Source organism: Pseudomonas sp. 8BK, assembly GCF_902506475.1.
In the GTDB taxonomy this organism is placed as follows: domain Bacteria; phylum Pseudomonadota; class Gammaproteobacteria; order Pseudomonadales; family Pseudomonadaceae; genus Aquipseudomonas; species Aquipseudomonas anguilliseptica.
In genome coordinates this window covers 4,214,110-4,231,373 of the sequence record NZ_LR733252.1, presented here as the reverse complement: position 1 = coordinate 4,231,373, position 17,264 = coordinate 4,214,110, and the positions used below count along the sequence as shown (strand labels likewise).

Annotated in this window: 16 protein-coding genes; 7 read left to right on the top strand and 9 right to left on the bottom strand. The window is 62.5% G+C overall.

Going from position 1 to position 17,264, the window contains the following annotated elements:
• Positions 1 to 266: 266 nt before the first annotated feature.
• A complete protein-coding gene (locus ACIN8IBEIGE_RS19775; RefSeq protein ID WP_160016150.1) occupies positions 267 to 1,787 on the bottom strand; it encodes an aldehyde dehydrogenase family protein in 1,521 nt (506 codons plus the stop codon).
• Positions 1,788 to 2,091: 304 nt separating this feature from the next.
• On the opposite strand from ACIN8IBEIGE_RS19775, the gene ACIN8IBEIGE_RS19770 reads away from it, so the two are divergent.
• The 4 genes from ACIN8IBEIGE_RS19770 to ACIN8IBEIGE_RS19755 all read left to right on the top strand — a co-directional run bounded on the left by ACIN8IBEIGE_RS19770 (position 2,092) and on the right by ACIN8IBEIGE_RS19755 (position 6,579).
• Entirely contained in the window at positions 2,092 to 3,990 is a 1,899-nt protein-coding gene (locus tag ACIN8IBEIGE_RS19770) for a sigma-54-dependent Fis family transcriptional regulator (RefSeq protein ID WP_160016149.1), read from the top strand.
• A gap of 166 nt (positions 3,991 to 4,156) precedes the next feature.
• Positions 4,157 to 5,506 (top strand): UDP-N-acetylmuramate:L-alanyl-gamma-D-glutamyl-meso-diaminopimelate ligase, encoded by a 1,350-nt coding sequence (gene mpl / locus ACIN8IBEIGE_RS19765; RefSeq protein WP_160016148.1) that lies wholly within the window; start codon positions 4,157 to 4,159, stop codon positions 5,504 to 5,506.
• Between the two features lie 148 nt (positions 5,507 to 5,654).
• The gene (gene ubiX / locus ACIN8IBEIGE_RS19760) at positions 5,655 to 6,287 is read left to right on the top strand and encodes a flavin prenyltransferase UbiX (RefSeq protein ID WP_160016147.1); all 633 of its coding nucleotides are present in this window, start codon (positions 5,655 to 5,657) and stop codon (positions 6,285 to 6,287) included.
• Positions 6,280 to 6,579, top strand: coding sequence for a YceK/YidQ family lipoprotein (locus ACIN8IBEIGE_RS19755; RefSeq protein WP_160016146.1), 300 nt, complete (start codon positions 6,280 to 6,282; stop codon positions 6,577 to 6,579). Before ubiX ends, ACIN8IBEIGE_RS19755 begins: the two co-directional genes overlap by 8 nt.
• A 5-nt stretch (positions 6,580 to 6,584) precedes the next feature.
• On the opposite strand, the gene ACIN8IBEIGE_RS19750 is transcribed toward ACIN8IBEIGE_RS19755, so the two are convergent.
• The 6 genes from ACIN8IBEIGE_RS19750 to ACIN8IBEIGE_RS19725 all read right to left on the bottom strand — a co-directional run bounded on the left by ACIN8IBEIGE_RS19750 (position 6,585) and on the right by ACIN8IBEIGE_RS19725 (position 13,318).
• Positions 6,585 to 9,191 (bottom strand): EAL domain-containing protein, encoded by a 2,607-nt coding sequence (locus ACIN8IBEIGE_RS19750; RefSeq protein ID WP_160016145.1) that lies wholly within the window; start codon positions 9,189 to 9,191, stop codon positions 6,585 to 6,587.
• A gap of 95 nt (positions 9,192 to 9,286) precedes the next feature.
• The gene (locus tag ACIN8IBEIGE_RS19745; protein ID WP_160016144.1) at positions 9,287 to 9,898 is read right to left on the bottom strand and encodes a class I SAM-dependent methyltransferase; all 612 of its coding nucleotides are present in this window, start codon (positions 9,896 to 9,898) and stop codon (positions 9,287 to 9,289) included.
• Positions 9,899 to 9,913: 15 nt separating this feature from the next.
• Positions 9,914 to 10,264, bottom strand: coding sequence for a DUF5629 family protein (locus ACIN8IBEIGE_RS19740; RefSeq protein WP_160016143.1), 351 nt, complete (start codon positions 10,262 to 10,264; stop codon positions 9,914 to 9,916).
• Positions 10,265 to 10,292: 28 nt separating this feature from the next.
• Complete coding sequence (locus ACIN8IBEIGE_RS19735; protein ID WP_160016142.1) at positions 10,293 to 10,934, bottom strand: oxidoreductase; 642 nt, start codon at positions 10,932 to 10,934, stop codon at positions 10,293 to 10,295.
• Between the two features lie 61 nt (positions 10,935 to 10,995).
• Positions 10,996 to 12,723 carry a C13 family peptidase gene (locus ACIN8IBEIGE_RS19730; protein ID WP_160016141.1) on the bottom strand — a complete coding sequence of 576 codons (1,728 nt, stop codon included), beginning with the start codon at positions 12,721 to 12,723 and terminating at the stop codon, positions 10,996 to 10,998.
• Between the two features lie 139 nt (positions 12,724 to 12,862).
• The gene (locus ACIN8IBEIGE_RS19725; RefSeq protein WP_160016140.1) at positions 12,863 to 13,318 is read right to left on the bottom strand and encodes a MaoC family dehydratase; all 456 of its coding nucleotides are present in this window, start codon (positions 13,316 to 13,318) and stop codon (positions 12,863 to 12,865) included.
• 218 nt (positions 13,319 to 13,536) lie between these two features.
• Between ACIN8IBEIGE_RS19725 and ACIN8IBEIGE_RS19720 the strand changes: the two genes are divergently transcribed.
• Genes ACIN8IBEIGE_RS19720 through ACIN8IBEIGE_RS19710 form a run of 3 tightly spaced genes read left to right on the top strand, consistent with a single transcriptional unit; the run spans position 13,537 to position 15,207 of the window.
• Positions 13,537 to 13,896 (top strand): CidA/LrgA family protein, encoded by a 360-nt coding sequence (locus ACIN8IBEIGE_RS19720; protein WP_160016139.1) that lies wholly within the window; start codon positions 13,537 to 13,539, stop codon positions 13,894 to 13,896.
• A gap of 2 nt (positions 13,897 to 13,898) precedes the next feature.
• Complete coding sequence (locus ACIN8IBEIGE_RS19715; RefSeq protein ID WP_160016434.1) at positions 13,899 to 14,609, top strand: LrgB family protein; 711 nt, start codon at positions 13,899 to 13,901, stop codon at positions 14,607 to 14,609.
• Positions 14,610 to 14,619: 10 nt separating this feature from the next.
• A complete protein-coding gene (locus ACIN8IBEIGE_RS19710; RefSeq protein WP_160016138.1) occupies positions 14,620 to 15,207 on the top strand; it encodes an LON peptidase substrate-binding domain-containing protein in 588 nt (195 codons plus the stop codon).
• Here ACIN8IBEIGE_RS19710 and ACIN8IBEIGE_RS19705 read toward each other — a convergent pair.
• Together ACIN8IBEIGE_RS19705 and ACIN8IBEIGE_RS19700 are read right to left on the bottom strand one after the other, a co-directional pair.
• Positions 15,201 to 16,517 (bottom strand): bifunctional DedA family/phosphatase PAP2 family protein, encoded by a 1,317-nt coding sequence (locus ACIN8IBEIGE_RS19705; protein ID WP_160016137.1) that lies wholly within the window; start codon positions 16,515 to 16,517, stop codon positions 15,201 to 15,203. The two genes, ACIN8IBEIGE_RS19710 and ACIN8IBEIGE_RS19705, sit on opposite strands and share 7 nt — an antisense overlap.
• Complete coding sequence (locus tag ACIN8IBEIGE_RS19700; RefSeq protein WP_160016136.1) at positions 16,514 to 17,230, bottom strand: DNA-3-methyladenine glycosylase; 717 nt, start codon at positions 17,228 to 17,230, stop codon at positions 16,514 to 16,516. Before ACIN8IBEIGE_RS19700 ends, ACIN8IBEIGE_RS19705 begins: the two co-directional genes overlap by 4 nt.
• Positions 17,231 to 17,264: the final 34 nt, after the last annotated feature.

Sequence of the window (17,264 nt, the reverse complement as noted above, 5' to 3'; positions counted from 1 at the left end):
ACTACGCCTCTGGTCTAGACCTGGGCGCGGGCTGGCAGGCCGATGTCGTTTCCGAGCATCGGCTGCGGTTGCGCAGCTTCTCGTAGGGTGGGTTAGGCGCATGACCACGGGCTATCTGTCGATGCCTAATCCGTTGCGCCGTAACCCACCAGCGGTGCCAAGCCGATTACCGCTTGGTGGGTTACGTGGCGCACAGGTTCTGCAGTGCTTCGCTAACCCAACTCCGCGCCACTAACCACCCTACAATTGCTGCTTGCACGGCATGCCTAGAAAAAGCCGAGTGGGTTGGTGTCGTAGCTCACCAACAGGTTCTTGGTCTGCTGGTAGTGGTCGAGCATCATCTTGTGGGTTTCGCGGCCGACGCCGGACTTCTTGTAGCCACCGAAGGCAGCATGGGCGGGGTAGAGGTGGTAACAGTTGGTCCACACGCGACCGGCCTTGATCGCCCGGCCCATGCGGTAGGCGCGGTTGATGTCGCGGGTCCACAGGCCGGCGCCGAGGCCGAACTCGGTGTCGTTGGCAATCGCCAGGGCTTCGGCTTCGTCCTTGAAGGTGGTGACGCTGACCACCGGGCCGAAGATTTCCTCCTGGAACACGCGCATCTTGTTGTGGCCCTTGAGCAGGGTCGGCTGGATGTAATAACCGCCGTCCAGAGTGCCGCTGAGTTTTTCTACGCTGCCTCCGGTAAGCAGTTCGGCGCCTTCCTGCTTGGCGATTTCCAGGTAGCTGAGGATTTTGTCGAACTGCTGCTCGGACGCCTGGGCGCCGACCATGGTGTCGGTGTCCAGCGGGTCGCCGCGTTTGATCTGCTCGACCTTCTTCATCACCTCTTTCATAAAGGCCGGGTAGATCGATTCCTGCACCAGGGCGCGGGATGGGCAGGTGCACACCTCGCCCTGGTTGAAGAAGGCCAGCACCAGACCTTCGGCGGCTTTTTCGATAAAACTTGGCTCGGCCTGCATGATGTCTTCGAAGAAGATGTTCGGCGATTTGCCGCCCAGCTCCACGGTGCTCGGGATGATGTTCTCGGCGGCGCATTTCATGATGTGCGCGCCCACCGGGGTCGAGCCGGTAAAGGCGATCTTGGCAATGCGCTTGCTGGTGGCCAACGCTTCGCCGGCCTCCTTGCCAAAACCCTGCACCACGTTGAGCACGCCCGGCGGCAGCAGGTCGCCGATCAGCTCCATCAGCACACTGATGCCCAGCGGCGTTTGTTCTGCGGGCTTCAACACCACGCAGTTGCCGGCGGCCAGGGCCGGGGCGAGTTTCCAGGCGGCCATCAGCAGCGGGAAGTTCCACGGGATGATCTGCCCGACCACGCCCAGCGGCTCATGGATGTGATAGGCCACGGTGTTGCCGTCGATCTCGGCAGCAGAGCCTTCCTGGGCGCGCAGGCAGCCGGCGAAGTAGCGGAAGTGGTCGGCGGCCAGCGGGATGTCGGCGTTCAGCGTCTCGCGCACGGCCTTGCCGTTGTCCCAGGTTTCGGTGATGGCCAGTACTTCCAGGTTGGCTTCGATGCGGTCGGCGATCTTCAGCAGGGTTAGCGAGCGCTCCTGCACCGAGGTGCGGCCCCAGGCATCGGCGGCGGCATGGGCTGCGTCCAGCGCCTTGTCGATATCCTCGGCGGTGGAGCGCGGGAACTCTGCAATCGGCAGGCCGTTCACCGGCGAGGTATTGGTGAAGTACTGGCCTTTGACCGGCGCAACAAACTCACCGCCGATGTAGTTGCCATAGCGGGATTTAAAGGAAACGAGGGCACCTTCGGTACCGGGATGGGCGTAACGCATGCTGAATATCTCCTGGTTCTTATGCTTGTTCTGGTGATGCAGCGAACGGCGCGCTGTGGCGCTTGTGCAGAGACAGAGCAAGGGCTGGGCCAGGCGTGCGTGATTCCCGTTTTAGAGCGGTTGCGTGATGTGCGCTGGGAGGTTGTGCTGCACGGGTTGTGTCGCCCCTGAGACAGCTCGCGTGACACTGTGTACCAGGAGCGATACAGCGCGGTGACTCGCCGGTCAGTGCGTCTTGCAATGGCCGGAAAGCTGGTGGATGCTCGGTTATCACGTGCACCTCCTAGAGCGGAGAACAATAACAATGCACAACCCAGCAAGCCGCCACGCCCAGCAGGTGCTGACCGTGGCCCAAGGCCGTGGACAACACGCTGGCCCCGCTGCCGATTCCTCGGTGGCACGCTCCTGGCTGCGTTGCCTGCAGCAGCATCACCTCGACCCTGCGCAGAACATGCCGCCGGCGGTGATCGAGCATGCGCGCATGCTTGAGCGCCGCGAGCAGTTGCAACAGGTGCTGGAGATTTCCAGCAACGAGATGAACAGCCTGCACCGCCAACTGGCCGGTTCTGGCCATGCCGTGTTGCTCACCGATGCCCGTGGGGTGATCCTCAACTGCGTCACCGAGCAGGCGGAGAAACGCACTTTCGAGCAGGCCGGGCTGTGGCTTGGCGCCGACTGGAGCGAGGCCTGCGAAGGCACCAACGGCATCGGCACGTGTTTAGTCGAGCGCCAGCCGTTGACCATCCACCAGAATGAACATTTCCGCAGCCGGCATACCGGGCTGACCTGCTCGGCCAGCCCGGTATTCGACCCGCATGGCGAGCTGCTGGCGGTACTGGACGTGTCCTCGGCGCGGCATGACGTATCGCGGCAGAGCCAGTTCCACACCATGGCCCTGGTCAACCTGTCGGCCAAGGCCATCGAGGGATGCCATTTCCTGCGCAGCTATGAAGGGGAATGGTTGCTGCGCTTCCACGCTCAGGCCGAATACATCGGCCAATTCAGCGAAGGCCTGCTGGCCTTCGATGGCGATGGCCGCGTCAGCGCGGTCAATCAGAGCGCGATCAACCTGCTCGGCCTGTCGCGGCGGCAACTGCTCGGGCGCACCTTGATCGAGGTATTTGACTGCCGCCTGGATGACCTGCTGGGCCGCGCTTCGGCGCAGCCCAGCGCCAGTTGGCCGCTGTATACCCAACGTGGCCAGTTGCTGTTTGCCATGCTGCGCGGCCAGCCGCGGCGCAGTGCTCAGGCGCTATCTGCGGCGAGCTTGGCAACGCCGGGGTTGTGTCTGGCTGATCCGGGTTTGCAGAGTGATTTCCGCCGCGCCCTGCGTGTTTACGAGCGTGATGTACCGCTGCTGATCGGCGGCGAAACCGGCACCGGCAAGGAGGCCTTCGCGAAGGCCTTGCATCAGGTCAGCTCGCGCGGCGGCAAGCCCTTTGTCGCGCTGAACTGCGCGGCGATTCCCGAGAGCCTGATCGAGAGCGAGCTGTTCGGCTATCGCGGTGGCAGTTTTACCGGCGCGCGCAAGGAAGGCATGCGCGGCAAGTTGCAGCAGGCCGATGGCGGCACGCTGTTTCTCGATGAAATCGGCGATATGCCGCTGGCGCTGCAAACCCGCCTGCTGCGCGTGCTGGAAGAGCGTCGGGTCGAGCCAATTGGCGGTGAAGCCCAGGCCATCGATGTGCGGGTGATCAGCGCCAGCCACCGCGACCTGAATGAACGAGTGGCCAACGGCGAGTTTCGTCAGGACCTGTTCTATCGCCTCAATGGCCTGGTGATCGAGCTGCCGCCATTGCGTGAGCGCAGCGACAAGCTGGCGCTGCTGGATTTCCTTCTTGGTGAAGAGGCGCGCGGGCAACTCGTGCGCCTTGATGATGCGGTCCGCGAAGCGCTGCTCGCCTACCCCTGGCCGGGCAATGTGCGCCAGCTGCGCAATGTGCTGCGTACCCTCTGCGCGCTGTGCGAAAACGGCGTGATCAGTCACGCCGACCTGCCCGCCGAGATTCGCCATACACGCTCCGCATTTGCCCTATTGCCTGCGGCTAAACCCGACCAGCTGGGCGACGCCGAACGCACCGCGCTGCTCGCGGTCCTAGAAACGCAGCACTGGCAGATGAGCCGCAGCGCCGAACAGCTGGGCATCAGCCGCAATACCCTGTACCGCAAACTGCGCAAGCACGGGATTGCCCGGCGAGGCTAAAGCCGTAGGTTGGTGTTGAGCGTAGCGAAGCCCAACAGGCTGCCCGCGTTGTTGGGCTTCGGCGCACGACCCAACCTACGGAAATGGCCAAGGGGGCTGTGCTAATCTGCGGCCAGTTTTTATCCCGCCTTATTCACCGGCTCTGACGACGCCTGCAAGGTAAATCATGCATATCCATATTCTCGGCATCTGCGGCACTTTCATGGGCTCGCTGGCCGTGCTGGCCAAGGAACTCGGCCACCGCGTGACCGGTTCCGACGCCAACGTCTATCCGCCCATGAGCACCCAGCTGCAAGCCCAGGGCATCGAATTGACCCAGGGCTATGACGCCGCCCAGCTCGACCCCGCGCCGGATCTGGTAGTGGTCGGTAACGCCCTGTCGCGTGGCAACCCGGCGGTGGAATATGTGCTGAATAAGGGCCTGCCCTACGTCAGCGGCCCGCAGTGGCTGGCCGACCATGTGTTGCAGGGCCGCTGGGTGTTGGCGGTGGCCGGTACTCACGGTAAGACCAGCAGTTCGAGCATGCTGGCCTGGGTGCTGGAACATGCCGGCATGAGCCCGGGCTTTCTGATTGGCGGCGTGCCGCAGAACTTTGGTATCTCCGCACGTTTGGGCGGCACGCCGTTCTTTGTGGTCGAGGCCGACGAGTACGACAGCGCCTTCTTCGACAAGCGCAGCAAGTTCGTCCACTACCGGCCGCGCACCGCGATCCTGAACAACCTGGAGTTCGATCACGCGGACATCTTCCCGGATCTGGCAGCGATCGAGCGGCAGTTCCATCATCTGGTACGCACCATTCCGGGCGAAGGCCTGATCATTCATCCGACCACCGAGCCGGCGCTCAAACGGGTAGTCGAGATGGGCTGCTGGACCCCGGTGCAGACCACCGGTGAAGGCGGCCAATGGCAGGCCAATCTGCTGAGCACCGACGGTTCGCGCTTCGAGGTAAGTTTCGAAGGCAAGGTGGCTGGCACGGTGGATTGGCAACTGACTGGCCAGCACAACGTGGCCAATGCCCTGGCGGTGCTGGCGGCGGCGCGGCATGTTGGTGTAGTGCCGGAGTTGGGCATCGCCGCGCTGTGCGGCTTTATCAACGCCAAACGGCGCATGGAGAAGGTTGCCGAAGTGAATGGCGTGACCATCTTCGATGACTTCGCTCACCATCCAACTGCGATTGCCACCACCCTTGATGGCCTGCGCAAACGTATCGGCGGTGCCAAACTGATCGCCATTGTCGAGCCGCGCTCCAATTCGATGAAGCTCGGCGCGCATCGCGATGGTTTGCCCGAATCCGTGGTGCAGGCGGACTCGGTGTACTGGTACGCGCCGCCGAATCTCGGTTGGGACCTGGCCGGCACTGTGGCCACCTCGACCGTACCGACCCAGGTTTGCGACTCGCTGGAAGCGATCATTGCCGGGGTAAAGGCCGAAGCCGCACCCGGCACCCAGGTGGTGGTAATGAGCAACGGCGGCTTCGGCGGCCTGCATGGCAAGTTGGCTGCGGCCCTTTTATAGAGAGCCAAAATTCGCGCTCAAAGCGTCGCGAGCGCAGATTAGGCAAGGCGAAAGCCTGCGAGGAAGCGGAGTTTACAGTTGTAAATGAGCATTCCGAGCAGGCTTTCAACGCAGCATAAGCAAGCGCAGCAGCTTTGAGAGTGAATTTATGAGCGGTCCTGAACGTATTACCCTGGCCATGACCGGCGCCTCCGGCGCTCAGTACGGCCTGCGCCTGCTCGACTGCCTGGTGCAGGAAGAGCGCGAGGTGCACTTTCTGATTTCCAAGGCCGCGCAGCTGGTGATGGCCACGGAAACGGATGTCAGTCTGCCGAGCAAGCCGCAGGCCATGCAGGCGTTCCTGAGCGAGTACACCGGCGCTGCAGCGGGGCAGATTCGCGTGTACGGCAAGGAAGACTGGATGGCTCCGGTGGCCTCCGGCTCCGGTGCGCCCTCGGCGATGGTGGTGGTGCCGTGCAGTACTGGAACGTTATCGGCGATTGCCACCGGGGCCTGCAATAACCTGATCGAACGCGCTGCTGATGTCGCCCTCAAGGAGCGTCGTCAGCTGATTCTGGTGCCGCGTGAAGCGCCGTTCTCCAGCATTCATCTGGATAATATGCTCAAGCTGTCGAACCTGGGGGCGACCATCCTGCCGGCCGCTCCGGGCTTCTATCATCAGCCGCAGACCATCGATGATCTGATTGATTTCGTGGTGGCGCGCATCCTCAACTGCCTGAATATCCCCCAGGACATGCTGCCGCGCTGGGGCGAGCACCATCAGATCACCCCGGATGAATAAGCCTCTGGCCCGCGCGGCCGTCTGCCTGCTGCTGAGCCTGACCCTCAGCGGCTGCGCTACGGTGCGCACCCTGGATGCCGCCAAGCCCGAGGCGCCGGTGGTGTATGCGGGTACGCGGCTGAACCTGTATGCGTTGCAAGGCGGTTGCTGCGCCACTGAGCGCTTCGGCGCCGAGGCGCCGGCTTACCCGGCCGCCGATCTGCCGGTTAGCGCATTGCTCGATACCCTGTTGCTACCACTGTCTCTGGCCACCGCCATTGGCCTTAATCTGGGCATCAGCGGCGGGTTGTAAGGGCGTCAGGCGTCCGGAATGCTGGTTTCTTTACCCTGCCAAGTCGTTGCCAAGGGCCAATGCTCAAGGTTCTGCGCCGGCCCCGGTTTGGCAAACAGGTAGCCTTGGAAGCGCCGGCAGCCCATGCGCTGCAGGGCGTCGTACTGCTCCTGGGTTTCCACCCCTTCTGCGGTGACCGCCAGGTTGAGGTTGGCGCCTAGCGCCAGGATGGTGCGCACGATGGCGGCGTCGCTGGGTTGCTCGAGCAGGTCGCGAACGAAGGACTGGTCGATCTTCAGTTGGTCCAGCGGCAGGCGTTTGAGGTAGTTGAGCGAGGAATAGCCCGCGCCGAAATCGTCCAGCGCCAGGTGCACGCCGCGCGCTTTCAGTTGGCTCATCTTGCCGATAAGCACTTCAACATCTTCCACCAGCTGGCTTTCGGTCAGCTCCAGTTCCAGGCGTTGCGGGTTGGCGCCGCTTTCGGCGAGGGTGGCGAAGACGTCTTCGACAAAGTCGGGATGGTGGAACTGCCTGGCACTGACATTCACCGCCAGGGTCAACTGCGCCAGTTGCGGGTGCGCGGCCCAGGTCACCAGTTGCTGGCAGGCGCTGTGCAGGATCAGGCGGCCCAGGGGCAGAATCAGCCCAGTACTTTCTGCCAGCGGAATAAACTCTCCCGGCGGCACCAGCCCGCGTGTGGGGTGTTGCCAGCGCACCAGTGCTTCGGCGCCGACCAGCTGTCCTTGAGCATCCACCTGGGGTTGGTAGTGCAGGATAAAGTCGCGCTGGCCGAGGCTCTGGCGCAGATCGCTTTCCAGGCTGGCGCGGGCGCTGACTTCGGCCTGCATCTTCGGGTCGAAAAAACACATGGCGTTGCGGCCGGCGCCTTTGGCTTGATACATGGCCATGTCGGCGCGCTTGAGCACTTCATCGACCGTGCTCTGCTCGTTGGGGAATAGTGCGATGCCGATGCTGGCCGTGCTGATATGGCTGCGGCCTTGCAGGGCATAGGGCGCGGCCAGCGCCTTGATGATCTTTTTGCCGACGCTCTCGACCTGCTGGCCGGCCTGCACAGCTTTCAGGCTAAGGCCTTCAAGCATCAGCACAAACTCATCGCCGCCGAGGCGGGCCAGAGTGTCTTGGGCGCGCACGTGGCTGCTCAGGCGCTCGGCGACCTGTTTCAGTAACTGGTCGCCCATGTCATGGCCGAGGGTGTCGTTGAGGTCCTTGAAGTTATCCAGATCGATAAACAGCAGCGCACCCTGTTGCAGGCCGCGCGCATGTTTGGCCAGAGCCTGTTGCAGGCGGTCGAGTAGCAGGCGGCGATTGGGCAGGCCGGTGAGCGGATCGTAGAAGGCCAGCTGGTTGATCTTTTCCAGGTTCTTCTTGTGTTCGGTGATGTCGGTGGAGATGCCGCACAGCGCGTAGATCTTGCCATGGCCGTCGCGCAGCGGCAGCTTGACCGAGAGGAAGGCGTGCTGGGTGCTGCCATCCAGGCTGCGGTTGATCTCCTCGGTCTGTACTCGTTCACCGAGTTTGAGCACGCGGCGGTCGTTATCGTGCAGGTTGGTCGCTGTGTCGATATCGAAGAACTGTTCATCGGTCTTGCCGATCACCTGATCCAGGCTCTGGCCGAACAGTTCGCAGACCTTGCGGTTGGCGTACTGGTAACGCAGCTGCGCATCCTTGATGTAGATATAGGCCTCGACGCTGTCGAGGATGGTATTCAGGCGTTCTTCGCTGGCCAGCAGGTGATGGGTTTTCTCGCGTACCTGGCGGCGCAGCAGCAGCGCACCACCGAGTGCGGCGATCAGCAATAGGGCGAGGGTGCTCAGTCCCCACCAGACGCTGGTGGGGATCAGCAGGCGTGGCCGTTCACCGCCCCAGCGTTGCAGGCTCTGGTAGTAGATCGAGGAGGGCGAGTCCTGCCAGCTCGACAGGTGTTTGTCTATGGCGCTTAGCAAGTCGGCGTTCTGTCCCTTGCGTGTGGCATAGAACAGCTGCGCCGGTTGAAACATGATTGAGGAGCTTTGCAGTTGATAGCTTGGCGCATGGAAATCGCCAAAACGCTGGTTGGCCACCACTGCGTCGGCCTGCCCGCTTGCCACTAATTCAAAGCCCTGAGGCAGGCTGGGTACGCCGATCAGCTGGGCTTTCAGACCAAAACTGGTAAGCAGCCCGCGTAGGTATTCCTCCTGCACCGAGCCTTGCAATACGGCAATGCGCAGGCCTTTGAGTTCAAGTATCGATTTGAGCTGCAGGTCTTCGCTGCTGTAGAGCTGCGACCAACTGAAGAGCGAGGGCACCTTGTGAAAATCGAGTACCTGGGCACGGCTGTCGTTGTAGGCCACATCCGGCATCAGGTCGATTTCACCGCTCTGCGCCAGTTCCAGGCACTCCTGCCATTCGCATGGCCTGGGACGCAGTTGCCAGTCTTCCTGGCGCGCGATTTCATTTAGCAGTTCGCCGAGGATGCCGGAGAGTTTGCCGTCTTGGCCGAGGAGGATTTTCGGTTCGTTGGCGTAAACCCCGACATTCACTTGGCGCGATTGTGCGTTGCTCAGCGTGGCGACCGTGAGGGCTGAAGTGGCGAGTAGAACGGTGGCGAGGTGGCGAAATGACAGGCGCTTCATGCGTGGCCAACTTCCATACGAGAGTCCATGAACTAACGATAGCCAGAATATGGAGATGGCGCCGGCTGGTAATGGCGATTGGCTATTTCTGACCGCTAGTCAGCCCAGCCCTGGTAGATATAGGTCATGGGCCGAGGTCCCTTGAGGTAGCGATTGCTTAGTTCGCCAATCTGAAAACCGCCTGCGGTGATCAGCGCCTGGATATCGCGATTGAGGTGACAGCCGCCGGCCAGTGGTTTCCACAGCGGCGTCAGGCGGTTCTGCCAGCGCAGCACGGGCAGCTCCGGAGCCAGGCCGTGCTCGCAGAACAGCAGGCGCCCGCCGGGCTTGAGCACGCGGCGCATTTCCTTCAGCGCCGCCACGGCGTCGGGGATGGTGCACAGGGTAAAGGTGCAGACGATGCTGTCGAAGCTGGCGTCGTCGGCCTGAATCTGTCCCAGTTCGAGGGCAATCATTTCCACTGGCGTGCTGATCGCGGCGGCCCGTTGCCTGGCCAACCTCTGCATATCGGCGCTGGGGTCGACACCGATGATCACGCTGACCTTTGCCGCGTCATAGAACGCCAGATTAAGGCCGCTGCCGATACCGATTTCCAGCACCCGGCCATGGGCCTGGGGCACCAGTTGCGAGCGGGCTTTCATCACCGCGCCCATGCCGCAGGCGAAGTCGATCAAATGCGGCAGCAGATAGCGGTCATACAGGCCCAAGAATTTTTCCTCGCGCTACTCCGCGTCGTTGCTGGCGTCGTCTGGCAGGTCGCTGTTGTCACCGCTGACGGCGGCAAAGCACTTGATCAGGTGATTTCCAGCAGTGCCGCTGATGTTCCAGGCGTCGGCTTCACCGTCAAAGCGCGCGGCCATGACCTGGGCCAGGCTGAAGTGCCATTTGCGCAGGGCGCGGCCATCCATGCATTCGATGCTTAGCAGCGGCGCGTCGTCAGCAGGCGGGGTGCCTGTCTGGTGCTGGGCCAATTGTTCCGTGTTGAGGTTGAACTGCCAGGCATGCAGGTCGTCGATTTCCAGCATGTCGGCTTGGCTCAGGGCGCTGATCAGGTCGTGCGGGGTGGTGCTCATAGGTCGATGGCTTCTTGATTAACAGCAGTTAGCGGCCGAGGCGGCGCAGTTGGTCTGATTCGATTACCCGAGTGCCGGCATCTTCTTCTAGGGCCAGACGCCACAGGGCGCGGGCTAGGACGGTGGCTTCGATGCCACGGTACTTGCCCGGCAGCCAGCGCATAAAGGGCGCGGCCAAGCGCTCGCCAAGGCGGAATTCCTGGCGTGCGCCAAGCAGTAACGAAGGGCGGGCGATGGTTAGCTGCGGCCAGCCCTGCGCGCGCAGGGCCTGCTCCATTTGGCCTTTGACCTTGTTGTAGAACACGGTGGAATTGGCATCCGCGCCGAGGGCGCTGATCACCAGCAGGTGACGTGCACCGAGGGCGCGGGCGCGCTCGGCGAAGGCGATCACCAGGTCATGATCGACCGCGCGAAAAGCCTCTTGCGAGCCGGCCTGTTTGATCGTGCTGCCCAGGCAGCAGAAAGCTGTATCGACCTTGCCCGTCAGTTGCGGCAGCAGGGCCAGCAGTTCGCCCTGCGGGTTTTCCAGGTGTGCGTGCGCGGCCAGAGGGCGGCGGCTGGGGGCCAGTACGCGAGCGACGGTGGGCTCGTTCAGCAGGCGGTCCAGCAGGTGCTCGCCGGTCAGTCCGGTGGCGCCTGCGAGAAGGATGTGCTGTGGCGTCAAATACATAGTGTGAAGTTCTCCGCTGATATCAATCAGCTTATCAGGCCGTTGGTGGCGTGCATGGCTGTTATGGGTTGACCGCAGATTGCGCCTCAAGTGCATTGTTCAGGGCGCGCTCGGCCTGCTGTTCGCGCAGCTTGCGCCACTGTGCGAGCACCGCCTTGGCTGGCCAGATCTGCGGCTCGGAGGCTTCGAAACCGTCGGCCTTTTCGCGTTCGGCAACACTGGTCTGGGCCAGCTTGAAGGCGCGCTGCAGGTCATCGGTCTGCTGCAGGGCTTCGGCAAACAGCGCACGGCCGAAGTAGGTGAAGTCGTTTTCCTCCGAGCAACCGAAGGACACCCGATCGGCCCGTGCGGCAGTGATCACCAGAGTCTTGTCATCCTGCAGCTTGGGGATAAAGCCACCGGAGTAGCAGGCTGAGATCACCAGCACCTTGTGGCGATCTTTCAGCGGCTCGAGCAGGGCAGCGAGTTCACTGGCGGGCAGGTCGTTGAGCTGCAGGCGCGGCTGGTCGAGGTTTAGCTCGTGTCGAGCCGAGCCGTGGCTAGTCAGGTAAATAAAGATCAGGTCTTCCTCGCCGCTGCGTTCGGCCAGGGCCTTAACGCTGCGGCCCAAGCTGGCGCTGGTGGCCAGCGGACGATCCGCCAGGTGGTCACGGTGGTTGACTAGGGTAATCAGGCCATGGGCGGCGAAGCGATCCTGCAGCAGGTTGCCGACATAATCGGCCTCACGCATAAATACGCTCTGCTTACCGTCGCCGGCCAGGGTCAGGGCGTAGAGTTCGATGTCCGGGGTCGAGGCAGGCAGCTTGGCGATGGCGGTATCGAGCAGCCGGCCTTGTTCCAGCAGGCCGGTGGCCAGATCGTCGGGTATGGCGTTGCCTTGAGCATCACGTGTCAGTCGGCCGTTCTGCCAGGTGCCGCTTTGCTGGCTGCCATCGACCAGCGTCAGGCTGCCGGTACCCTGGTATTGGCCGTAGGCAAAGTTGCCTTGATAGATGCTGCCATCGGCCAGGCTTAGGCGGCCTTCGCCGTGGTAGCTCCAGTCGCTGAACTGGCCAGCGTAATGGCTGCCGTCGCTGCCCTTGAATTCGCCTTTGCCGGTGAGGCTGCCATGGGTGAAGCGTCCGCTCCAGACTTCGCCATCGGCACTTTGGTAGCGACCCTTGCCGTGGAATTGGTTGTCACGGAACTGGCCACTGTAGAGGTCGCCGTCGAGATTCTTGAAGCTACCCTGGCCATTAAGCTGGCTGTTGTCGAAGGTGCCGGTGTATGCATTGCCTTCCGCGTCGGTCAGTACGCCCTGGCCGTCGGGTTCGCCCTTTTTGAACTGGCCCTGGAAGCTGGCGCCGTTGCTCCACTGCAGCTTGCCCAGGCCGTTGTATTGACCTTTGCTAAATTCGCCGCGGTATTCCAGCTGGCTGCTTTTCAGGTGGCCTTCGCCGCTGGGCATGCCGTTGACAAAGCCACCCTCGTAACGGCTGCCGTCGCTGTAGGTGAGGTTGCCCTGGCCGTGGAAGTCGCCGCCTTGAAACTCGCCGCGGTAGAGCTCGCCGTGCTTGCTGCGCCATTCCCCCTGGCCGTTGAACTGGCCGTCCTTGAATTGCCCCTGGTAGTAGCTGCCGTCGTTGTAATCCAGGCGACCAGGACCTTGCAGCAGGCCGTCGATAACTTCGCCACGGTAGCGCCCACCATCGGGTAGCACGGCATCCGGTGGCAGCAAGGGTTCGCCATCGCCACAGGCGACAAGCAGCAGGGCGAGGCTCAGTGGAGCCAGAAGGGAGAGGCGGCGCATGCAGAAAATCCAGGCTGGAAGGTCGTTGCCGAGTATGCCTTAAAGTGCTCGAAGTGCCGTGATTGAGCGCACCGGCGCAAGCATAAAAATAAAAAGGCGCACTGGCAGATGCCTGTGCGCCTTTGTCCAGTGGCTGCGATCAGACGAAGCAGAGGGTCAACGGTTCGGCGATATAGGCGGGTTTTTCCGAACCTTCAATCTCCAGCACGACCTTGGCCTTGAGCAGCCATTGGCCAGGGTTCTTCTCGTGGGCGTCGGTCAGGCTGACCACCAGGCGGACGTTGGAGTTGACCTTCACCGGCTGGATAAAGCGCACGCTGTCCAGACCATAGTTGACGGCCATCTTCAGCCCTTTGGGCATGATCATGATGCCTTCCATCAGCTTGGGCACCAGCGACAGCGAGAGGAAGCCGTGGGCGATGGTGGAGCCGAACGGGGTGAGCTTGGCTTTTTCCGGGTCGACGTGGATGAACTGATGGTCGCCCGTGCATTCGGCGAACTGGTTGATGCGTTCCTGGTCGATGGTCAGCCATTCGGAGCGACCGAGTTCTTTACCGATATAGCTGGGCAATTCGGCGGCGGGTACTGATGTCATGGTTTCTCCTTGAAGACGCAAGTGTTGTTTTTTTTGGGGCGTAAATCCTTCTGCCCTAAGATCATCATGGGTTTGCCGCAGGGTCAAGTGCCTATTGCGGGCTGCGTCTGTGCCCGGCTTGATCTTTCGCGACCGCTGTAAACCGGCCCTTGCCGGGCGCTTCTGCTTATAATGCGCGGCACTGTGTCTGGGATCATACGATTCGGAGATTACCCATCATGCTGCTACGCGGCCTTTCCTGGCTGGTGCTGTGCCAGTTGCTCGGCACTGCGCTGAATGTCCTGCTGATCCCGATCCTGCCGGGTCCGATCATCGGCATGCTGCTGTTGTTCGGCTTTCTGCTGCTGCGCGGTGAGGTGGGCGAGCCGTTGCATCTGGCCTCCACCAGCCTGTTGAAATACCTGCCGCTGTTGTTGGTGCCTCCAGCGGTGGGGGTGATGGCCTATGCCGAGGATATCTTTGCCGACTTCTGGGCGATTGCCGGTGCGCTGCTGCTGTCGCTGCTGATCTCCATCGTGTTCGCCGGCTGGTTGATGCAGAAGTTGATCGATCGTCAGCAACGTCGGGAGGACGCATGACGCTGGAATGGCACGCCGCCTGGCAGGCGCTGATTCACCATCCGTTGTTTGGCGTGGGCATCACCCTCGGTGCCTACCAGCTGGCGATTGCCGCCTATGAGAAAACCCGCTGGGTGTTTCTGCAGCCGGTGCTGCTGTCGATGCTTACGGTGATCGGCATTCTTCTGGCCTGCGGTTTGACCTTTGCCGAGTACAAGGACAGCGCGGCGGCGCTGACGCTGTTCCTCGGGCCGACCACGGTGGCGCTGGCGGTGCCGCTGTTCCTTAATCTGCGGCGAATTCGCCAGCTGTTCTGGCCGACGCTGATCACCCTGCTGGTGGCCGGCGTGGTTGCGACTGTATTGGGGATTACCCTGGCCTGGGTCTTCGGTGCCGAGCAGATCATGCTGATGAGCATGGCACCCAAATCGGTGACCTCGCCGATTGCCATGCTGGTGGCCAATCAGATTGGCGGGATTGCCGCCCTGGCGGCGGTGTTTGTGATGATCACCGGGATTATCGGCGCGATCATCGGCCCGGCGCTGCTCAAGCGCTGTGGCGTGCAGCACCCGGCTGCGCTGGGCATGGCCCTGGGCCTGACTGCGCACGCGGTCGGCACCGCCCGCGCGCTGCAGGAAGGCGAGGAGTGCGGCGCGTTCTCCGCCCTGGCAATGAGTCTGATGGGCGTATTCACTGCCGTGTTGCTGCCGCTGGCTATTCTGTTGTGGTTATAAGGAGGCGCCTGTGACCCTACCGCTATTTCCACTGAATACCGTGCTGTTTCCTGGCTGCATGCTCGACTTGCAGATATTCGAGCCGCGTTATCTGGACATGATCAGCCGCTGCATGAAGCAGAGCCAGGGCTTTGGTGTGGTCTGCATTATTGACGGCGCTGAGGTAGGCGAGGCCGCCGGGCAGTTCTCGGCGATAGGCTGCGAGGCATTGATCCGTGATTTCCAGCAGCGCCCCAATGGCCTGCTGGGGATTCGCGTCGAGGGTGGTCGACGCTTCCGCGTGCAGCGCGCGCAGGTGTTATCGGATCAACTGACCGTGGCGGAAGTCGAGTGGCTGGACGAGCAACCAGAACAGCCGCTGGAAGCTGAGCATGCTGACCTGGTGGCATTGCTCGGTGCGCTAAGCGCTCACCCGCTGGTGGCGTCGCTGGGCATGTCGAGCGAGCCGATGGGGCAGGAGGCATTGGCTAATCAGCTGGCCTATCTGTTGCCGCTGGACGCCGAGCAGAAGCTGCAGTTGCTTGAAACCCCCGAGGTGCAGCTGCGTCTGGAGCTGCTGCAGCTGCTGCTGGAACTGCTGCAGGGCGAGCGTCAGTAACGGTACAGCAGCACCCCGGCGGACAGCTGCCAGGTGGTGATGCCGCCGAGCAGGGCGATAATCGCCGGCAGCAACAGCCACCAGACTTTCCCCGACAGCGCCGGCAGTGGCGTGCGCCATTGCACCAGGGCCAGGCTCAGCGCACAGAAACAGGCCGCCAACATGGCCCCGGCGATGATGTCGCTGGGCCAGTGCACCCCCAGGTATATCCGCGAGCCGGCAATCGCTGCGGCTGGCAGGCAGGCCAGCAGCAGCCAGGTCAGGCGCATACGTGTCGGTTGCCCGCGGCCGGCCAGCACCCCGAGTAGCAGAAAGAACGCGAAGGCCGCCGAGCTGTGCCCACTGGGAAAACTGAAGCTGTTCAGCGGCTCCAGCAGCACGTCGGGGCGGCTGCGGGCGAAGAATGCTTTCAGCGCGCCGTTGGCCAGGGCGGTGCCGAGCAGGCTGCCAATCGCCAGGCAGAGCGCGCGCCATTGCCGGGTCGCCAGCAGAATCAGGCACAGCAACACGGCCGCCGCCAGTTGCGTGCGCATATCGCCGAGGCGGGTGACCAGCACCATCAGGGTGTCCAGCGCCGCGCTGCGATGCTCCTGCACCAAGGTCAGCAGGCCTTGATCGAGCTGACTCAGGTGTGGCCAGCTGAGCATCAGGCCCATCAGCAGAGCCAGGCTTGCCGCCGCGGTCAGCAGGCTGGCGTGCCGTTGTCCACGCAAGCTGCCTTGCACGCTGATGCCCACTACCAGTGCCACACCGGCGGCAATGGCCCCGGCCTGGGTCCAGAACCCTTCTGGCAGCGGCAGGCGCAGGGCTGCACCCGTGGCCCAGCCGGGCAGCATATAGGCGATGGACCAACCAACCCCAGCCAGCAGGCTGACGCTAAAAAAACGCACGAAGGGCATGTCGAACATGCCGGCGACCATCGGCAGCATGGGTCGCAGTGGACCGATAAAACGCCCGACCAGCAGGCTGGCGACGCCGTAGCGCACAAAGTAGCCGTGGGCGCTGTTCAGCCATTGCGGGTGATTACGCAGTACCGGCAGTCGGCCGATGTCCTGATGAAAATGGCGCCCCAGTCCATAGGACAGGCAATCGCCCAGTAGCCCGCCGCAAAACGCCAGCAGCAGGGTTTCACCCAGGCCCAGCGCGCCGTTACCGGCCAACGCAGCGACGGCGAACAGCAATACGGTGCCGGGTACGAGAATGCCGACAATCGCCAGGCATTCGCCGCAGGCCAGCAAAAAAATCGCCAGGCCCAGCCATTCGGGGTTGGCGCTTAGCCAGAGGGTCAAGGTGTCGAACCATTGGCTCATTGGTGGTCATCCATGGGGGTTAGCAGGTGATAGTCCTGGCCGATCAGCTGTCCGCGTCGTAACGGGTTGCGGGTGCAATGGCGGGCAAAGGCGGCGTCGACAAAACGGTAGGGCAGCTGTTCGTCACGGCCGTGGGGGATGCCCAGGCGCGCACATTGCACGATTTGCCGCGGGCGCTCACTGAGGTCTTCGACAAACAGGTGTTGCTCATCGAATGCCTGCGCATCCCAATCCGGTACTTTCAAACCAAGCGATTTGCACAGCAGGGTTTGCCCGGCACAGAGGGTTTCGCGGCGGCGTGGTCTGCCCTGGGCGTCGGGGTTATTCGCCTGCATCTGCGCCACGGCATCTGCACCGCTGTGTTCGTCCTGCCAGGGATAGGCGGATTTGATCAGTACCGCATTGCCGGGGCCCTGGGCGCTGAAATTCAGTGAATCGCCGCCCCGGGCGTAATACATATAGATGTGTCCGCCATCCATAAACAGTGCGCGGCGTTTATGGGTGTAGCCAAGGGAGGCATGGCTGCCTTTCTCGCTCAGGTAGTAAGCCTCGGTCTCGATAATTCGCGCGCTCAGCCAGCGCTCGCCCTGTTTATGGCGGATCACCTTGCCGAGCAGCTCGCGTGCCAGCAGGCGCGCGTCGCGGTCAAAGAAGCTTGCCGGCAGTGCGCGGCATTGAGGCCAGGGCAAACTTAGGTTGGGATCGGCTGGCATGCGGTGTTGTGCTTACTCGGCAGGGCATAGGCTG

Excerpts from the sequence above, each read along its gene's own strand:
- ACIN8IBEIGE_RS19730 (WP_160016141.1), bottom strand. The coding sequence starts at position 12,723 with ATGCGCCGCCTCTCCCTTCTGGCTCCACTGAGCCTCGCCCTGCTGCTT.
- ACIN8IBEIGE_RS19740 (WP_160016143.1), bottom strand. The coding sequence starts at position 10,264 with ATGAGCACCACCCCGCACGACCTGATCAGCGCCCTGAGCCAAGCCGAC.
- ACIN8IBEIGE_RS19770 (WP_160016149.1), top strand. The coding sequence starts at position 2,092 with ATGCACAACCCAGCAAGCCGCCACGCCCAGCAGGTGCTGACCGTGGCC.
- ACIN8IBEIGE_RS19700 (WP_160016136.1), bottom strand. The coding sequence starts at position 17,230 with ATGCCAGCCGATCCCAACCTAAGTTTGCCCTGGCCTCAATGCCGCGCA.
- ACIN8IBEIGE_RS19735 (WP_160016142.1), bottom strand. The coding sequence starts at position 10,934 with ATGTATTTGACGCCACAGCACATCCTTCTCGCAGGCGCCACCGGACTG.
- mpl (WP_160016148.1), top strand. The coding sequence starts at position 4,157 with ATGCATATCCATATTCTCGGCATCTGCGGCACTTTCATGGGCTCGCTG.
- ACIN8IBEIGE_RS19720 (WP_160016139.1), top strand. The coding sequence starts at position 13,537 with ATGCTGCTACGCGGCCTTTCCTGGCTGGTGCTGTGCCAGTTGCTCGGC.
- ACIN8IBEIGE_RS19755 (WP_160016146.1), top strand. The coding sequence starts at position 6,280 with ATGAATAAGCCTCTGGCCCGCGCGGCCGTCTGCCTGCTGCTGAGCCTG.
- ubiX (WP_160016147.1), top strand. The coding sequence starts at position 5,655 with ATGAGCGGTCCTGAACGTATTACCCTGGCCATGACCGGCGCCTCCGGC.
- ACIN8IBEIGE_RS19725 (WP_160016140.1), bottom strand. The coding sequence starts at position 13,318 with ATGACATCAGTACCCGCCGCCGAATTGCCCAGCTATATCGGTAAAGAA.
- ACIN8IBEIGE_RS19775 (WP_160016150.1), bottom strand. The coding sequence starts at position 1,787 with ATGCGTTACGCCCATCCCGGTACCGAAGGTGCCCTCGTTTCCTTTAAA.
- ACIN8IBEIGE_RS19705 (WP_160016137.1), bottom strand. The coding sequence starts at position 16,517 with ATGAGCCAATGGTTCGACACCTTGACCCTCTGGCTAAGCGCCAACCCC.
- ACIN8IBEIGE_RS19750 (WP_160016145.1), bottom strand. The coding sequence starts at position 9,191 with ATGAAGCGCCTGTCATTTCGCCACCTCGCCACCGTTCTACTCGCCACT.